The organism is Kribbella sp. NBC_00382, assembly GCF_036067295.1.
In the GTDB taxonomy this organism is placed as follows: Bacteria; Actinomycetota; Actinomycetes; order Propionibacteriales; family Kribbellaceae; genus Kribbella.
The window spans coordinates 1257953-1273907 of the sequence record NZ_CP107954.1 but is presented as its reverse complement, the minus strand read 5'-3'; the positions used below and the strand labels follow the sequence as shown (position 1 = coordinate 1273907).

Sequence of the window (15955 nt, the reverse complement as noted above, 5' to 3'; positions counted from 1 at the left end):
TGCCAGTAGGGTTACTGGACATGACGATCGACGCCACGATGGTCGGCCGGAGCTATTCGGCCGCCGAGTCCTACCAGGTCGGCCGGGAGAAGATCCGGGAGTTCGCCGACGCGATCGGCGATCCCAACCCGGCGTACCGGGGAGTTGACGCGGTCGCACCACCGACCTTCGCCTTCATGGTCGCCAACCCTGCGCTGCTCGTGATGCTCGCCGACGCGGAGCTCGGGCTGCGGCTGGACCGGATCGTGCACGGCGCGCAGAAGTTCAGCTACACCCGCCCGATCAAGGCCGGCGACGAGATCGCCGCGACCGCCACCATCACCACCGTGCGCAAGGCCGGTGACGTCGAGGTGATCATGTACGAGACCGCGCTGACCACCGTCGACGGCGAGCCGATCGCCACCTCCACGTCGACGATCTCGCACAACCGGGCGGACTCATGAGCACGCCTGTCGAGGTCGGAACTGAGTTGCCGCCGCTGACCATCACGTTGCGGCGCGAGGACCTCGTTCGGTACGCCGGTGCGAGTGGCGACTTCAACCCGATCCACTGGAACGACCGGATGGCGGCTGCTCTCGGGCTGCCCGGCGTGATCGCGCACGGGATGCTCACGATGGCTAGCGCGGCCCGCGTTGTCACCGACTGGCTGGACGACCCGGCTGACCTGGTCGAGTACGGGGTGCGGTTCACGAAGTTCGTCGTCGTACCGGATGACGAGAAGGGCGCCACGGTCACCTTCTCCGCCAAGGTCGACAAGCTGACCGGCGACGGCCACGCCGAGATCGACATCACCGCCTTGGCCGGCGAAGAAAAAGTCCTGGGCCGAGCCCGAGCGGTCGTGCGACTCCCGTGACCACTCCGCACCCCCCGGCCACCGACACACCTGCCACCGACGCCTCAGCCACCGGTGACCCGGTCACCGACGCCCCCGCTACCGACGCCTCAACCATCGGCACCCCGGCCACGGACGCCCCGGCCACCGTTACCCCGGTCGCCGGAGCTGCAGGAGCCGCCGTGGCCAAGGACGTCCGGTTGGCGGACTTCACCACCTTGCGGATCGGCGGTCCCGCCGACCAGCTGATCGAGGTGACCACCGAGCAGGAGTTGATCGACGCGGTCCGCGAGGCCGACGCGGCCGCTCAGCCGGTACTGCTGTTGTCCGGCGGCAGCAACGTGGTGATCGGCGACGAGGGCTTCCGCGGAACGGTCGTCAAGATCGCCACCCGCGGCATCCGGGTCGACGCGGACGCCTGCTCCGGCGCGATGATCCACGTGCAAGCCGGTGAGGACTGGGACGCCGTAGTACAGCGCGCTATCGCCGAGGAGTGGAGCGGCCTCGAGTCGATGTCCGGCATCCCCGGACTGGCCGGCTCGACCCCGGTCCAGAATGTCGGCGCCTACGGGCACGAGGTCGCCGAGACGATCGCATCCGTCCGCGTCTGGGACCGGGTCGACAACGCGGTCCGCACGATCTTCGCCGCCAACTGCGGCTTCACCTACCGCAACTCCCGCTTCAAGGCAGACCCCAGCCGGTACGCCGTACTGGAGGTCGCCTTCCAGCTCCCCCTTGGCGACCTCTCCGCTCCGATCGGGTACGCCGAACTGGCCCGCACCCTCGACGTCGAGCCCGGCTCCCGCGCCCCGATGACCGAGGTCCGCGAGGCCGTCCTCGCCCTGCGCCGCAGCAAGGGCATGGTCCTCGACCCCGAGGACCACGACACCTGGAGCGCCGGCTCCTTCTTCACCAACCCCCTCCTCGACACCACCGCCGAGGTCCCCGCCGGAGCCCCCCAATGGCCCCAGCCCGACGGACGCGTGAAGACCAGCGCCGCCTGGCTGATCGAACACGCCGGTATCCCCAAGGGCTTCTCGATCGGCGACGCTGCCGTCTCCACCAAACACACCCTCGCCCTCACCAACCGAGGCAACGCCACCTCGAAGGAACTCCTGGCCCTGGCCACTCACGTCCGCACCCAGGTCCACCACGCCTTCAACATCACCCTCGTCAACGAACCAGTCCTGGTGAACTGCAGCCTCTGATCAACTCATTGGCGAGGTGCTTGCTGGTTGTTGCAGCGCCGATCTATTGATCCAGGTCCTCGATGCGCCGACGCTGTACTCCTGTGCGAGTCAGACAGCGGAGGACTGATGATATCGACGATGAATGACTCGGCCGTGCGACGCCGGCCCTTGCTGAAGGCCGGCGGTCTGGCGGTGCTGGCGCTGATCTTGGGCCTGCTGTTCGGGGTCATCGTCGCTCTCCCGGTGGCTCTGCTGGGCGTTGTGGCTGCCCTGGTCCTCCTGCGCAAGTCGCCCGGGCCGGCGGCTCTCGGGGCCGGGATGAACATCGCCGTTCTCCTGGTGCTTTACCTGATCGCCATTCTCACCGGGAACTGACAGCCGGTTCAGGCCAGGGCCTTTGCAGCCTCCGAACACAACGACCCTGAACAAGCCACCATCGGCGGGTGCAATCAGTCGTGGACGTGCTGGCCGGCAACGGCCATGCCACCTTCACGGAACTGCGTGCGGTCACCACGCGCCGCAAGCTTGACGCTGCGGTGAAGAGTGGAGTGATCGAGCGGCTCGCACGAGGGATCTACACCCTTCCAGCGAGTGACGCCGAGAGATCCGGCGGCGTCACGACCGGGACCGACAAGCAAGTCGCAGTGGCCTACGCCGGCGTTGTGTCGCACCTGAGTGCCGCAGCAGCCTGGGGGCTCCCGATCCTCGCCACACCGGAGAAGCCGCACATCACCATCCCGCCGAAGCGCCGCCCGAGGAAAGGGCCGCCGGCAGTACTGCATTGGGCGCCGATCGCGGCCGGAGATCGGTCGGAAAGGATCACCTCGGTGCTGCGTACGGTTCTCGATTGCGGTCGTATTCCGCCGTTCGTTGCTGCTGACACAGCGGATCGATGGGTTCACGCCTCAGCTCCGGGTGGAGACCGGCGGCTTCGAGGTGCGGGTCGACCTTGGGCATCAGGAGGCCCGGATCGCGTTGGAGGCGGAAGGATTCGCGTTCCACGGGTCGAGTGGTGACTTCGCCGCCGACTGTCGCCGCTACGACGAGTTGGTGGCGGCGGGGTGGCTGGTGCTGCGGTTCACCTACTGGCAGGTGCTGGCCGAGCCGGAGTGGGTGGGGGACATGATCCGGGCGGCTCTGGTGCAAAGGGGCGGTGTGCAGAAGGACAGGACGTAGTGAAAGGAGAAGGACCCTGCCAAGCGCCGGCCTAGCGTTTGCTGAGACTCTTCCGTCTGCTACTACCTGTCGTTGTGTCCGGTTCGCCCTGTGCTATCTCGTCGAGGGGGTCGCGGGTGGTGGCGGGGAAGCGGGTGAACTCTCGGATGACGGCCTGGAGCGACTGAGCTTTGGGGTCGTCGGCGTAGGGGGTGGAGCGGGTCAGGGCGGCTACCTCGCTGACCCGGTGGATCAGGGGGCGCACTCTGTACTCCGTCCTGGTGGCGAGGACTGGGGTGAGAGCCTCCCGGGCGCCGTCCAGCTCTCCGAGGAGGAGGTGGGCCTTTGCCTGCTGGAGGCGGGCCATGCGTTCGGAACCGGGGTTGCGCAGGGCATGTGGTGCGGACTCGAAGAGGGCGACGCTGTGGTTCGCATGGTCCAGAGTCAGCTGGGGCTGACCCAGGGTGAGGTAGGCGTCGGACCAGAGGCCTTCGGCGCGTTCCGGAGTACAGAGGAAGAGGCCGCCGAGCTCAGGCACCGAAGGGTCGGGCTTCGTGCGCTTGGCCTGGTCGAGCATGGCGCGGGCTTCGTCGGTCCGGCCGGCTCGGGTGAGGTCCAGGGCGGCGGCCGACGCCAGGAAGAGGGCGGAGGTACCGGCTGCGTAGCGCAGGCCGTCGAGGGCGAAGTCCAGCGCGTGGTCGATGTCGTCCTGCCAGAAGGCGGTGGTGTGCTGGGTGGCCCGGACCCAGGCGCGCAGCTCGTCGTAGCCCGAGGCGTCGGCACACGCCCAGGCAGTCCGCGTATGGCTCTCCGCGACCTCCGGTCGGCCGAGGTCGACTGACATCCAGCCGAGCAGCGTCAGCGCCCAGCCCGCAGCGGCGTACAGGTCGCGGGTCTGCTGCGGTGGCTGCCGGCCGCCGAGCAGTTTGAAGGCGCGGTCGCGGACGGCGAGGCTGCGCTGGAACAGCGCCTTGGTCGGCACCTTGAGGTAGTTCTGCGCGATCCGCTGGATGTCCGCGTGCAGCTGCTCGACGGTGAGGCCGCCGACGTTCGACTCCTCGGCCAGCGCGAGCAGCGAGATCGACTGGTCGGCAGCATCGATCAGCTTGTCCTCCATCCCGGCCATCGAGCAGCTGGTCGCCTCCGGCGCGAGCGGGCCCGATGCCCCCGCCTGGTTGAAGCCCAGCTCACTGTCGGTGGCGACGTGCAGCACCTCGCGCAGCCCGGCCCGGTACGCCGCGCCCGGCCAGCGCACCGCGCCGCGTTCGAGCTTGGCGATGTAATGCCCATCCAGCTCGTACCTCGTGTCGGTGGTCGCCCACAGCCAGGCGCAGACCGCCTCGGCCAGCTCCGCGCGGGACAGGTGCGCGCCCGGGGTGTTGGGGGACGGCGTCCGTTCCCGGGCGGCTCGCAACAACTCGTTCGACTCTGACATGGCGGTAACTGTAGGTGCCCGGACACGCTCCGCGACGGTCTTCAGGGCCCCTGTGGACGAGCTGCCCCAAGCTGCCCCGCGATGCCCCGAGCTGCCCCGTTTCCCAACCCCGCTTAGGCTTTGGCAGGTGGCCGAAGAAGCAGTGACGACGTTGCGTGCCGAGTTGCGCCGGTTCGGGCGGGCTGAGGAGGCCTTCGCGCTGCTGGAGACCTTCCTCGAGGTCGCCCGGCCCCGGCTCGAGACGGCAGCGCTGGACCCCAGGCAGCTTTACCTGCCGGAGGAGATGACCGACGACCGTGCCGTCGTCCGGGAGCTGATCGATGCCATCGGCAACGAGCCTGCGCCGCAGCGGCGGCTGCTGGTCGTGGCGGAGCGCTCGTACGACCTGGATGACGTGCAGGCTCGCTGGGACTTCACCCGGCTCGCCTACTGCTCCGACCTGGCGACCGTGTGGAGCCAGCGCCGCCGGACCACCTACTTCGAGGTGACCGACAAGAGCAGAGCGACGTATTGGCTGCCCCACACCCTCAAGATCCAGTACTTCGACGCGATCGCCGCCAAGGGCTGGGCAGTCCCCGAGGACTGGCTCAACGCACCCTCGAAGACCCCCAAACCCTGGTGGAAGCGCTTCTAGACCGCAGGCAGCTTCTCCAGTGCAGCCGCGACAGAAGCCTGTAGCTCGGCGTCGTCCCACGCTCGGTCGGTCATCGCGCCCGACAGATATGCGTCGTACGCCGCCAGATCCAGGTGTCCGTGTCCGCAGAGTGCCGTGAGGATGACCTTCTCCTCGCCGGACTCCTTGCAGCGTTGGGCTTCCTCGATCGCCGCGGCCAGCGCATGCGTCGGCTCCGGCGCCGGCAAGATTCCCTCGGACCGCGCGAACAGCACTCCGGCGGCGAAACACTCCGACTGCGGCTTCGCGATCGCCTCGATCTCGCCCGTCTCGTAGAGGTGGCTGATCAGCGGGCTCATCCCGTGGTACCGGAGCCCACCCGCATGGATCGGATCCGGCACGAAGTCGTGCCCGAGCGTGTGCATCTTCATCAGCGGCGTCATCCCGATCGTGTCGCCGAAGTCGTAGGCGTACGTGCCCTGCGTCAGCGACGGACACGCGGCCGGCTCCACGGCCCGTACGACGGGTGACATCCGGCCCGCCCATTTCTCCCGCAGGAACGGGAACGCGAGCCCGCCGAAGTTCGACCCGCCACCGGTGCAGCCGACCAGTACATCGGGAGTCTCGCCGACCATCGCGAGCTGCATCAGCGCTTCCTCGCCGATGATCGTCTGGTGCAGCAGTACGTGGTTGAGCACGCTGCCGAGCGCGTAGTGCACGGTCGGATCGGCGACCGCCATCTCGACCGCTTCGCTGATCGCGATCCCGAGCGACCCGGTGGAATCAGGGTTCTCGGCAAGGATCCTCCGCCCCGACTCGGTCAGGTCCGACGGGCTCGGGTGCACGGTCGCCCCGAACACCTCCATCATCGTCCGCCGGTACGGCTTCTGGTCGTACGAAGCCCGCACCTGCCAGACCTCGCACTCCAGCCCGTACTGCGCGCACGCGAACGCCAGCGCGGTGCCCCACTGCCCGGCGCCCGTCTCGGTCGTGAGCTTCCGGACTCCTGACTTGGCGTTGTAGTAGGCCTGCGGCACTGCCGTGTTCGGCTTGTGCGAGCCGGCGGGGGAGACGCCCTCGTACTTGTAGTAGATCCGGGCCGGCGTATCGAGCGCCTTCTCCAGCCGGTGCGCGCGATAGAGCGGACTCGGCCGCCACAACCGGTAGACGTCGAGCACCTCGCCCGGGATGTCGATGTACTGCTCCTGCGACACCTCTTGCAGGATCAGGTCCATCGGGAACAGCGGAGCAAGGTCATCCGGCCCCACAGGTTGCCCGGTGCCCGGATGCAGCACCGGTGGCGGAGGCGTGGGCAGATCGTGCAGCACGTTGTACCAGCGGGTCGGCAGCTCGTCCTCGGGCAGCAGGATCTTCGTCGGCGTCATGCACGCAAAGTTAGGCCCGCTCCCAGCCCGCCGCAATGCCCTCGTCATGCACCCGGCGAGCACTCCTCGTGCACCCGCTAGAACGCAGTGGGAACCGATACCGGCTGGTCGACACCGAGCCACTGGTCGATCTCACCGAGCAAGCTCTTCTGTACTTCGGATGGTGCGGTCGACGCGAGCACCGAGCCCCTCGCCAGGTCGGCCAGTTCGGCGTCGGTGAAGCCGTGCACGCTCCTGGCCGTCTCGTACTGCTCGGCCAGCCGCGAGCCGAACAGCAACGGGTCGTCGGCACCCAACGCGATCCGGGCGCCCGCCTCGTACAGCTGTCGTAGCGGCACATCCTCCGGGCGCCGGTAGACCCCCAGCGACACGTTGGACGCCGGGCAGACCTCCAGCGCGACCTGGGCGTCGACCACTCGCTTCAGCAGGTCGGGGTCTTCGACGGAGCGCACGCCATGTCCGATCCGCCCGGCACCGAGCTCGTCGAGGCAGGTCCGCACGGTCGCGGGGCCACAGAGTTCGCCGCCATGAGGTGCGGACAGAAGGCCCGCATGACGGGCTATCCGGAACGCCGGGGCGAACTCGGACGTAGTACCGCGTCGCTCGTCGTTGGACAGGCCGAAGCCGACCACTCCACGGCCCACGTACTGCGCGGCGAGCCGGGCAAGGGTCCGCGCGTCGAGGGGATGCCTGGTGCGGTTGGCGGCGATGACGACCTGGACCGAGATCCCGGTGCTCGCCGAGGCGTCGCGGGCGGCGTCTAGTACCAGGTCGGTGAACTCGGTGATGCCGCGGAATCGGCTCGCATACCCGGATGGGTCGACCTGGATCTCCAGCCAGCGGGAGCCGTCCGCGCGATCGTCCTCGGCCGCCTCCCGGACCAGGCGACGGACGTCATCCTCGGTGCGGAGTACCGACCGGGCGACGTCGTACAGGCGCTGGAAGCGGAACCAGCCGCGCTCGTCGGCCGCGGACAGCTGCGGCGGCCAATCGGTGCGCAGAGCGTCGGGCAGCCGCACACCGTGCTTGTCGGCCAGCTCGACCAGGGTGAGGTGCCGCATCGACCCGCTGAAGTGCAGGTGCAGGTGGGTCTTCGGCAGCAGCCGCAGGTCCCGATCCGTCATTACAGAAGGTTACCGACAGACCGCCCAGAGGAGAAACCGGGCGGTCTGTCGGGGGTGGTCAGCTGAGCAGCTTGGCGATCCGGGAGACGCCCTCGGTCAGGTCTGCGTCGCCCAGGGCGTAGGAGAGCCGCAAGTAGCCCGGAGCGCCGAACGCCTCGCCGGGCACGACCGCGACCTCGACCTCGTCGAGGATGATGCCGGCCAGATCGGTCGAGGTGTTTGCCGCCTTGCCGTTGATCTCGCGGCCGAGCACGCCCTTGACCGACGGGTAGGCGTAGAACGCGCCGGTCGGCTCCGGGCACTCGATGCCGGGGATGTCGTTGAGCATCTGCACCATCAGTTTGCGGCGGCGGTCGAAGGCCAGCTTCATCTCGTCGACCGCGCTCAGGTCACCGGTCAGCGCGGCGATCGCGGCCCGCTGGGCGACGTTGCAGACGTTCGAGGTCTGGTGCGACTGCAGGTTCGTCGCGGCCTTGATGACGTCCTTCGGGCCGATCATCCAGCCGACCCGCCAGCCGGTCATCGCGTACGTCTTGGCGACGCCGTTCAGGACGACGGTCTGGTCGGCCAGCTCCGGTACCGCGACCGGCAGCGAGGTCGACTTGGTGTCGCCGTAGGTGAGGTGCTCGTAGATCTCGTCGGTGATCACCCAGATGCCGTGCTCGAGGGCCCAGCGGCCGATCGCCTCGATCGCCTCCGGGGTGTCCACCGCGCCGGTCGGGTTCGACGGCGAGCAGAACAGCAGCGCCTTCGTCTTCTCGGTCCGGGCCGCCTCGAGCTGCTCGACGGTGACCAGGTAGTTCTGGGTCTCGTCGGCGAGCACCTCGACCGGCACGCCGCCGGCCAGCTGGATCGTCTCGGGGTACGTCGTCCAGTACGGCGCGGGCAGCAGTACCTCGTCGCCCGGGTCGAGCAGAGTGGCGAACGTGTTGTAGACCGCGTGCTTGCCGCCGTTGGTCACCAGGACCTGCGACGCCTCGATCTCGTAGCCGGAATCCCGCTTCGTCTTCTCGACGATGGCCTGCTTGAGCTCGGGCAGACCACCCGCCGGGCTGTAGCGGTGGTTCTTGGGATCGCGGGCGGCCGCGACGGCCGCCTCGACGATGTAGTCCGGGGTCGGGAAGTCCGGCTCACCGGCGCCGAAGCCGATGACCGGGCGGCCGGCCGCCTTGAGGGCCTTCGCCTTCGCGTCGACAGCGAGGGTGGCCGATTCACTGATTGCACCGATACGTGCGGAGATGCGGGAGACCATAGGCCCCATCCTGGCACTGACCTGCCCGTGGTCACATCCGGGTATCGCCTGGTGACCGGAACCATGGTGGGCCCCCTGGCGTTGGCAACGTCGTGGAGACGGTAAGGTTCTGCCCGCAGTACGACGTCCGGCCCGAAGTCCACGGAGGTTCGCCGCCGTGGCGGGGACCCGGAGCACCCTGGGGCTCAGTTCGACCAGGTGGCCCCGACCCCGTACACTCTTCTAGTCCGGGCGTAGATGGCCCTGACTCGGCATGCCCGAGATCAGGTCCAGCGGCGTTCGGAACTTTGCAGAGGGCACTAGCTCAACTGGCAGAGCATCGGTCTCCAAAACCGAAGGTTGGGGGTTCAAGTCCCTCGTGCCCTGCAAATCCTGATCGGTACAAGGCCGGTCAGGCCGCCGCTAGCGAAAGAGGTAGGTCGTGACGGAGACGCGCACCCCGGCACCGTCCGGCGCCGGCAAGCCTGCGGAGAGCAAGGGCGGCAACCGCCTGCTGCGCTTCTACCGCCAGGTGGTCGCCGAGCTCCGCAAGGTGGTCTGGCCGACCCGCAAGCAGCTGTCCACCTACTTCGTGGTCGTGCTGACCTTCGTGGTGTTCGTCATCGCGATCGTTTCGGTGCTCGACCTCGCCTTCGGCTGGGCGATGTTCAAGATCTTCGGCTGACCCAGCCGCCGCCCGCACCACAGCCGGAGCCCACCCGGTTCCACCACCCGATGCACAGATGACGGAGTACAACGTGTCCGACCAGCGCGACGACGAGGTCCTCGACGAGGACGAGTTCGACGTAACCGCTGACTCCGACGACGAAATCGATCTCGACCTGGGTTTCGACGACTCCGACGACGATGACGACGACGACGACCTGTTCAAGGACATCGAGGTCGAGGTCGGCGACGACGACGAGGTGCCGCTGGCGGCCGAGAGCGAGTACGCGGCCGACGACGACGCCGAGACCGGCGATGCCGACGCGGACGACTCCGACGACGAGCCGGTGGTGGTCGTAGCGGCCGCCGACGACGCGGAGGACGCCGAGGTGGTCACCGAGGCCGACATCGACGACGCCGCGGACGAGCTCGCCGAGGAGACCGCCGAGACGGCTCCGGACGACACCACCGAGGCGGAGCCCGAGGTCGACGAGGTCGTCTTCTCGTCCGCCGGCGACTCCGACGACGCTGACTCTGCCGATGAGGCGGAGGAAGAGGTCGCCGAAGAGGTCGAGCCGGGTGACCCGCTGGAGGAGCTGCGCAACACGCTGCGCTCCCAGATCGGCGACTGGTACGTGGTGCACACGTACTCAGGGATGGAGAACCGGGTCAAGGGAAACCTTGAGAACCGGATCAACTCCCTGAACATGGAGGACTTCATCTTCGAGATCGTCGTGCCGACCGAAGAGGTCGCCGAGATCAAGAACGGGCAGCGCCGGATGGTCAAGCGCACCGTGCTCCCCGGCTACGTGCTGGTCCGGATGGACCTGACCGACGAGTCCTGGTCGACCGTGCGGCACACGCCGTCGGTGACCGGCTTCGTCGGGAACAGCCAGAAGCCGGTCCCGCTCAGCCTCGAAGAGGTCGAGAAGATGCTCGCTCCGGCCGTCGTGGCGGCGGCCGAGGCGGCGGCTGCCGAGACCGGTGCCGCACCCACCAAGACCGCGGCCAAGAAGAAGGTCGAGGTCGCCGACTTCGGTGTGGGCGACTCGGTCATGGTCGTCGACGGGCCGTTCGCGACCCTGCACGCCACCATCACGGAGATCAATGCCGACGCCCAGCGGATCAAGGCGCTGGTGGAGATCTTCGGCCGGGAGACCCCGGTGGAACTCAGCTTCAGCCAGATCCAGAAAGTCTAAGGACCCCAGAGAATGCCTCCGAAGAAGAAGATCGCTGCCCTCGTGAAGGTGCAGCTCCAGGCCGGCGCCGCGACGCCGGCCCCGCCGGTCGGTACCGCGCTCGGTCCGCACGGCGTCAACATCATGGAGTTCTGCAAGGCGTACAACGCCCAGACGGAGTCCATGCGCGGAAACGTCGTACCGGTCGAGATCACCATCTACGAAGACCGCTCCTTCACGTTCATCACCAAGACGCCGCCGGCGCCGGAGATGATCAAGAAGGCTGCGGGCCTGCAGAAGGGTTCGGCCGTCCCGCAGAAGGACAAGGTCGGCAAGATCACCAAGGACCAGGTCCGCGAGATCGCCACCACCAAGATGCCCGACCTGAACGCGCGCGACATCGACGCCGCGATGAAGATCATCGAGGGCACCGCGCGCTCGATGGGCGTCACGATCGAGAAGTAGTACCTCTTTCCGGTTCACCTCGGTGAGCCAGCAGGAGTGGAAGGGCGAGCAGTTCGTCGCCCGTTGACACCACGACACGAACGCTGATCAACGCGTTCGTACACAGGAGATTTGAACATGGCACAGCGCAGCAAGAGCTACCGCGCGATCGCGGAGAAGATCGACTTCGACCACCTGTACACCCCGCTCGAGGCGATCAAGTTCGCCAAGCAGGGTGCGACCGGCAAGAAGTTCAACTCGACCATCGACGTCGCGATGCGGCTCGGGGTCGACCCTCGCAAGGCCGACCAGATGGTGCGCGGCACCGTCAACCTTCCGCACGGTACCGGCAAGACGGCACGGGTCCTCGTCTTCGCCACCGGTGAGAAGGCCGAGGCCGCACTGGCCGCCGGCGCCGACTACGTCGGTGACGACGACATGATCAAGAAGGTCACCGACGGCTGGCTCGACTTCGACGCCGTCGTCGCGACCCCGGACATGATGGGCAAGGTCGGCCGGCTGGGCCGGGTGCTCGGACCGCGTGGTCTGATGCCGAACCCGAAGACCGGCACGGTCACCCCGGACGTGACGAAGGCTGTCACGGACATCAAGGGCGGCAAGATCGAGTTCCGCGTCGACCGGCACGCGAACCTGCACTTCATCATCGGCAAGGTCTCCTTCGACGAGGCCCAGCTGGTGGAGAACTACAGCGCCGCACTGGAGGAGATTCTCCGGCTGAAGCCCTCCAGCTCGAAGGGCCGCTACATCAAGAAGACCGTCTTCTCGACGACGATGGGCCCGGGCGTTCAGGTAGACCCGAACCTCACCCGCAACCTCCTCGAGGGCGACGACGAGGCCTGAGCCTCCTCGCTATCTTCTACAGAACGCCCCGGTCACACGACCGGGGCGTTCTGCTGTCCCCACGCGCCCTGCGCTGTTCGCTCCTGCGTCGCTCGCTGCTCCGGGCGCTCCCGCCCGCCCTCCTGCGAGAACACGCGTGCTCCTACGTCGCCCGCTTTGTGAAGGCGGGGCGGCTGGCGTCTCGGGCAGGGGTGGTGCTTGGGGTGGTGCTGGGCGGATGGGTCCTGCGTTGTCCAGTTGGTGTGGGCTGCGTGGTTGGGTCCCGGGCAGGGGTGTGCGCCTAGCGTCGTGCTGGGGGTGTGCTCCTGAGTCGCCCTTGGTGGGGGCGACGCGGCTGGCGTCGCGCGCAGGGGTTGGCGCTTGGGGTGTGCTGGGTGGGTGGTCCGCTTGTTGTGGGCGAGGTGTTGGCGTCCCGTGTGTGGGTGGCTGGGGTCCGCCAGAGGCGAGTCCCCGGCGGGGCCGTCTTGTGCCTGTGTCGATGGGGCTGGGGCGGGCTGGCCGGGGTAGACGCGGCCTGGCCGCCTTCGGTGTGGGCTGGCCGGGTTGCCGTGGCCCGGCTCGGGTGGATGTGGGCTGGCCGGGGTGTGGTCCAGCCAGGGTGGTTGTGAGCTGGCCGGGGTGTGGTCTAGCCGGGTGGCTGTGGGCTGGCTGGGGCTATCCGGGGGTGTGGTCAGGCCAGGTAGCTGGATGCTGGTTGGGAGTGGTGTGTGAGGGGCTATTTGGTGATGAGGTCTGGGGTTAGGGCGGCGAGGGTTGGGGTGCCGGCTAGGCGCATGGCGTGTTCTAGTTCTTCGCCGAGGTCGGTGAGTAGGCGGGTTACGCCGGCCTGGCCGTCGACGGCGAGGGCCCACAACGCGGGGCGGCCTAGTAGGACGGCTCGGGCGCCTAGGGCTAGGGCGGTCAGGATGTGTTCGCCTCGGCGGATGCCGCCGTCTGCGTAGAGTTCGGTGGGGGTGCCGGCTAGGGCTGCTGCCACCTCTGGGAGGGCTTCAGCGGTGGGGATTGCGCCGTCTAGTTGGCGGCCGCCGTGGTTGGAGACGATGATGCCTGCTGCGCCGGCGTCGGAGCAGCGTTTGGCGTCGTCGCCTCGGAGTACGCCCTTCACGACCACGGGGAGGCCGGTGCGTTCGGTTAGCCAGCCGATGACGTCGGGGGTGAGGTCGTCGGCTTTGGTCAGGTCGTCGTCGGTGTAGTCGTCCTCCACCAGGTTGGCCAGCAGGTGGTCAGAGGGGGTCACGGACCAGACAGTTGGGCCGTCGTCCTCTTTGCGGCCGACTACCGGGGTGTCTGCGGTGAGGACCACGGCTCGCGCACCCCCGGCGACAGCGGCGTCCAGCATCTTGAGGGTGATGTCGCGGTTCTTCACCACGTAGATCTGCACCCACCACGGCGTACCGACCTCACCGATCGCGGCGAACGTAGTACCGGCGTTGCTGGACACTCCGAGCACGGAACCGGCTGCGCCTACTCCGGCGGCCATGGCCAGCTCGCCGTCGGGAGACGCCTGCCGCTGCAGTGTCGTCGGCGCGACTAGTACGGGGAGGTCGACAGGTGTCCCCAGCACGGTCGTCCTGAGGTCAACCGTCGACACATCGGTCAGCACGTGCGGCCGGAAGCGGTAGGCGCTCCAGGCCGCGACCGCTTCTCCGACGCTGATCCCACTCGCCGAGCCCTGGCGGAAGTACCGGTGTACAGGCTCCGGCAGCTTCTCGGCAGCGGCTGCCTCCAGACCGTCGATCCATCGCATGCCGACGATCCTTCCACCCACCGGCCCCCAAGAGTCGACTTTGTGCTCGACTTGAGCGGATTTGGCCGCCTGATCTGCTCAGGCGGTGCACAAAGTCGCCCAGCGGCAGGTGCGTTCGCTGAGGTGGGGCGGCGGTGGGGAGGAAAAAGGCGGGGCGTGTGGTTGGGCGGGGCGGTATCGTTGGGGGCATGAAGCAGTACGGGCAGCGATTTCTGCGCCCCGGCCGGCACAGTGGTGCCGACGGGGTGAGTCGCTGCTGCGCTCTCTCCTGAGGTGACCGCGGCCGGTCGGGGTGTGTTCTCCCTTGGACCCGCTGCTCACAGGAGAGATAACCCATGGCTGTACTCACTGCCGAAGAACTCAACGACAACCTTGCCCTGCGCGACCTGGCCGATCCGGCTCAAGGGCCGCATGCGATTCAGTTGGTTGTCGACCAGGTACGCGCCGCGCTCGGTCAAGCCTGGCCGTACACGGAGATCCGGACGCGTCGGGATCATCCCGTCGTCTCGCTCGCCGACAACTACGACAATCTCGGGTACGCCGCCGGCGCGGTCACCCGGGAAGAGCGCTACACCCGCTACGCCTCGCCGACGCAGGTACTGCGAAGCCACACCTCCGCGATGATCCCGCCCGCCCTGCGCGAGCTGGCCAAGTCAGAGGCATCCGACGTACTGATGATCTGCGCAGGCATCTGCTACCGCCGTGACTCAGTCGACTGGCAGCACACCGGTACGCCGCACCAGCTCGACCTCTGGCGGATCAGCCGCAACGTCACCCTCGGAGAGCCCGAGCTGGAGGCGATGATCGCCAAACTCGTGGAGACGGTCCTGCCCGGCCAGACCTACCGCACCGTCCCAGCCGTCCATCCGTACACGATTCACGGCCGTCAGATCGACGTCCTGCTCGACGACCAATGGATCGAGATCGGCGAGTGTGGAGTTGCGGCTCCCGCCGTACTCCGGAAAGCCGGGCTCGACGAGAGCTGGACAGGACTCGCGATGGGCCCGGGGCTCGACCGGCTGGTCATGTTGCGCAAAGGGATCCGGGACATTCGGTTGCTCAGGTCAACGGATCCACGAGTCGCCGAGCAAATGCTGGACCTCTCGCCGTACAAGCCGGTGTCGGCCATGCCGGCGGTACGGCGTGATCTGTCGGTTGTGGTCGGCCCCGAGGTCGACATCTCGGACGAGGTGCTCGGCGACCGGGTCCGGCAGGCCTTGGGGGTCGACGCCGAGGCGGCGGAATCGGTCGAGGTACGCGGCGAGACGTCGTACGACGACCTGCCCGTGGCCGCTCGAGAACGGCTTCAGCTCGAGCCAGGTCAAAGGAACGTACTGGTGAGGCTGGTCCTCAGACCGCTCGACCGGACGCTGACCGATGCTGAGGCCAATCGACTCCGCGATCAGGTCTACTCGGCGCTGCACGAGGGACCCGTGCTGGAACTGATAGGCCGATAGTCACCCGCTCGGGGCGCGGCTTGAGGGTCCTGCTGGCGAGAACGAACGCGCTGATCGCCAGCGGGACCTCCAGTACCAGGCCCTGGGCTAGTGCGAGATTGTGGTCGAGGCCGGCAGCCGAGGTGCTGATGTCGAACCAGGCGTCCGCGACCAGCAAGGTCCCGGCCGCGACCGCGGTCAGCGCGGCGCGGGGATCGTGGCGATGCAGCAGGAAGGCGGTCAGACCGGCGGTCACCGCGATGGCCAGATCGAGCCCGATCCAGGCGAGGTTCCAGTTGTTGGCCTCGTAGGTCGACGGCAGCGTGACGGCAAGGATCAGTACCCAAGGCAGCAGCACGACCGCCACTCCGCCCGCGACCAAGGCCGCGATGCCTACCGCGGACCGGCGCGGACGGATCTTCCCGTCCAACCGCCCCTCGGCGAGGTAGTCGTCCAGCGCCTCGGCGACCCGGTCGTCGATAGCGTCACCCAGCACATTTGGAATCAGCGTCGTCATGCCTTCGAGAATTCCTCGATGTGTGCCATGGCACAGCCCGGCCAGCCCACGAACCTGACCGGGGGATAACCCCCAGTGGGATCGGGGGTTTCCCGGCTGCCGCTCGATCACGCAGGGTCGTAGGTTGTTGCCTGTGGCCAA

At 67.9% G+C, this 15955-nt stretch carries 17 protein-coding genes and 1 tRNA gene; 12 read left to right on the top strand and 6 right to left on the bottom strand.

Translation table 11 applies throughout. From position 1 onward, the window contains the following. The first annotated feature begins 20 nt into the window (after window positions 1-20). From OHA70_RS06300 to OHA70_RS06280, 5 genes are all read left to right on the top strand, one after another. The gene (locus OHA70_RS06300; RefSeq protein WP_328329520.1) at window positions 21-443 is read left to right on the top strand and encodes an FAS1-like dehydratase domain-containing protein; all 423 of its coding nucleotides are present in this window, start codon (window positions 21-23) and stop codon (window positions 441-443) included. Beyond that, window positions 440-853, top strand: coding sequence for a MaoC family dehydratase (locus tag OHA70_RS06295; protein WP_328329518.1), 414 nt, complete (start codon window positions 440-442; stop codon window positions 851-853). The genes OHA70_RS06300 and OHA70_RS06295 overlap by 4 nt, the downstream gene beginning before the upstream one ends. Then, window positions 850-2040, top strand: a complete 1191-nt coding sequence (locus OHA70_RS06290) for a UDP-N-acetylmuramate dehydrogenase (protein ID WP_328329516.1) — start codon at window positions 850-852, stop codon at window positions 2038-2040. The genes OHA70_RS06295 and OHA70_RS06290 overlap by 4 nt, the downstream gene beginning before the upstream one ends. Window positions 2041-2160: 120 nt before the next feature. Further along, window positions 2161-2397 carry a hypothetical protein gene (locus OHA70_RS06285; protein ID WP_328329514.1) on the top strand — a complete coding sequence of 79 codons (237 nt, stop codon included), beginning with the start codon at window positions 2161-2163 and terminating at the stop codon, window positions 2395-2397. A gap of 495 nt (window positions 2398-2892) precedes the next feature. After that, a complete protein-coding gene (locus OHA70_RS06280; RefSeq protein WP_328329512.1) occupies window positions 2893-3198 on the top strand; it encodes an endonuclease domain-containing protein in 306 nt (101 codons plus the stop codon). A gap of 31 nt (window positions 3199-3229) precedes the next feature. Here OHA70_RS06280 and OHA70_RS06275 read toward each other — a convergent pair whose 3' ends face one another. Next, window positions 3230-4612: a hypothetical protein gene (locus OHA70_RS06275; RefSeq protein ID WP_328329509.1), complete on the bottom strand. Its 1383-nt coding sequence runs from the start codon at window positions 4610-4612 to the stop codon at window positions 3230-3232. A gap of 127 nt (window positions 4613-4739) precedes the next feature. Here OHA70_RS06275 and OHA70_RS06270 point away from each other — a divergent pair, with 127 nt between their 5' ends. Next, complete coding sequence (locus tag OHA70_RS06270; protein ID WP_328329507.1) at window positions 4740-5246, top strand: hypothetical protein; 507 nt, start codon at window positions 4740-4742, stop codon at window positions 5244-5246. On the opposite strand, the gene OHA70_RS06265 is transcribed toward OHA70_RS06270, so the two are convergent. The 3 genes from OHA70_RS06265 to OHA70_RS06255 all read right to left on the bottom strand — a co-directional run bounded on the left by OHA70_RS06265 (window position 5243) and on the right by OHA70_RS06255 (window position 8986). Beyond that, window positions 5243-6610 (bottom strand): TrpB-like pyridoxal phosphate-dependent enzyme, encoded by a 1368-nt coding sequence (locus OHA70_RS06265; protein WP_328329505.1) that lies wholly within the window; start codon window positions 6608-6610, stop codon window positions 5243-5245. The genes OHA70_RS06270 and OHA70_RS06265 overlap by 4 nt on opposite strands. Before the next feature lie 77 nt (window positions 6611-6687). Beyond that, on the bottom strand, window positions 6688-7734 hold the full coding sequence (locus tag OHA70_RS06260; protein ID WP_328329503.1) for an adenosine deaminase: 1047 nt from the start codon (window positions 7732-7734) through the stop codon (window positions 6688-6690). 58 nt (window positions 7735-7792) lie between these two features. Next, the gene (locus OHA70_RS06255) at window positions 7793-8986 is read right to left on the bottom strand and encodes a pyridoxal phosphate-dependent aminotransferase (protein WP_328329501.1); all 1194 of its coding nucleotides are present in this window, start codon (window positions 8984-8986) and stop codon (window positions 7793-7795) included. A gap of 293 nt (window positions 8987-9279) precedes the next feature. Here OHA70_RS06255 and OHA70_RS06250 point away from each other — a divergent pair. The 5 genes from OHA70_RS06250 to rplA all read left to right on the top strand — a co-directional run bounded on the left by OHA70_RS06250 (window position 9280) and on the right by rplA (window position 12114). Then, window positions 9280-9352: transfer RNA gene (locus tag OHA70_RS06250), tRNA-Trp, on the top strand. A gap of 55 nt (window positions 9353-9407) precedes the next feature. Next, complete coding sequence (gene secE / locus OHA70_RS06245; RefSeq protein ID WP_328329499.1) at window positions 9408-9650, top strand: preprotein translocase subunit SecE; 243 nt, start codon at window positions 9408-9410, stop codon at window positions 9648-9650. A gap of 58 nt (window positions 9651-9708) precedes the next feature. Continuing rightward, window positions 9709-10830, top strand: a complete 1122-nt coding sequence (nusG, locus tag OHA70_RS06240; protein WP_328329497.1) for a transcription termination/antitermination protein NusG — start codon at window positions 9709-9711, stop codon at window positions 10828-10830. 12 nt (window positions 10831-10842) lie between these two features. After that, the gene (gene rplK, locus OHA70_RS06235; protein WP_020388147.1) at window positions 10843-11274 is read left to right on the top strand and encodes a 50S ribosomal protein L11; all 432 of its coding nucleotides are present in this window, start codon (window positions 10843-10845) and stop codon (window positions 11272-11274) included. Window positions 11275-11391: 117 nt separating this feature from the next. After that, window positions 11392-12114, top strand: coding sequence for a 50S ribosomal protein L1 (rplA, locus tag OHA70_RS06230; RefSeq protein WP_328329495.1), 723 nt, complete (start codon window positions 11392-11394; stop codon window positions 12112-12114). 715 nt (window positions 12115-12829) lie between these two features. On the opposite strand, the gene OHA70_RS06225 is transcribed toward rplA, so the two are convergent. Beyond that, window positions 12830-13861: an alpha-hydroxy acid oxidase gene (locus OHA70_RS06225; RefSeq protein WP_328329494.1), complete on the bottom strand. Its 1032-nt coding sequence runs from the start codon at window positions 13859-13861 to the stop codon at window positions 12830-12832. 335 nt (window positions 13862-14196) lie between these two features. On the opposite strand from OHA70_RS06225, the gene srmL reads away from it, so the two are divergent. Continuing rightward, window positions 14197-15318, top strand: a complete 1122-nt coding sequence (srmL, locus tag OHA70_RS06220) for a PheS-related mystery ligase SrmL (RefSeq protein WP_328329492.1) — start codon at window positions 14197-14199, stop codon at window positions 15316-15318. Here the strand turns inward: srmL and OHA70_RS06215 are convergent. Then, window positions 15212-15814 carry a hypothetical protein gene (locus tag OHA70_RS06215; RefSeq protein WP_328329490.1) on the bottom strand — a complete coding sequence of 201 codons (603 nt, stop codon included), beginning with the start codon at window positions 15812-15814 and terminating at the stop codon, window positions 15212-15214. The genes srmL and OHA70_RS06215 overlap by 107 nt on opposite strands. Window positions 15815-15955: the final 141 nt, after the last annotated feature.

Coding starts and splice junctions, on each gene's coding strand:
- OHA70_RS06260 (WP_328329503.1), bottom strand. CDS start 7,734: ATGACGGATCGGGACCTGCGGCTGCTGCCGAAGACCCACCTGCACCTG.
- nusG (WP_328329497.1), top strand. CDS start 9,709: ATGACGGAGTACAACGTGTCCGACCAGCGCGACGACGAGGTCCTCGAC.
- OHA70_RS06285 (WP_328329514.1), top strand. CDS start 2,161: ATGAATGACTCGGCCGTGCGACGCCGGCCCTTGCTGAAGGCCGGCGGT.
- OHA70_RS06215 (WP_328329490.1), bottom strand. CDS start 15,814: ATGACGACGCTGATTCCAAATGTGCTGGGTGACGCTATCGACGACCGG.
- OHA70_RS06255 (WP_328329501.1), bottom strand. CDS start 8,986: ATGGTCTCCCGCATCTCCGCACGTATCGGTGCAATCAGTGAATCGGCC.
- OHA70_RS06295 (WP_328329518.1), top strand. CDS start 440: ATGAGCACGCCTGTCGAGGTCGGAACTGAGTTGCCGCCGCTGACCATC.
- OHA70_RS06265 (WP_328329505.1), bottom strand. CDS start 6,610: ATGACGCCGACGAAGATCCTGCTGCCCGAGGACGAGCTGCCGACCCGC.
- OHA70_RS06300 (WP_328329520.1), top strand. CDS start 21: ATGACGATCGACGCCACGATGGTCGGCCGGAGCTATTCGGCCGCCGAG.
- srmL (WP_328329492.1), top strand. CDS start 14,197: ATGGCTGTACTCACTGCCGAAGAACTCAACGACAACCTTGCCCTGCGC.
- rplA (WP_328329495.1), top strand. CDS start 11,392: ATGGCACAGCGCAGCAAGAGCTACCGCGCGATCGCGGAGAAGATCGAC.
- OHA70_RS06225 (WP_328329494.1), bottom strand. CDS start 13,861: ATGCGATGGATCGACGGTCTGGAGGCAGCCGCTGCCGAGAAGCTGCCG.
- rplK (WP_020388147.1), top strand. CDS start 10,843: ATGCCTCCGAAGAAGAAGATCGCTGCCCTCGTGAAGGTGCAGCTCCAG.
- OHA70_RS06275 (WP_328329509.1), bottom strand. CDS start 4,612: ATGTCAGAGTCGAACGAGTTGTTGCGAGCCGCCCGGGAACGGACGCCG.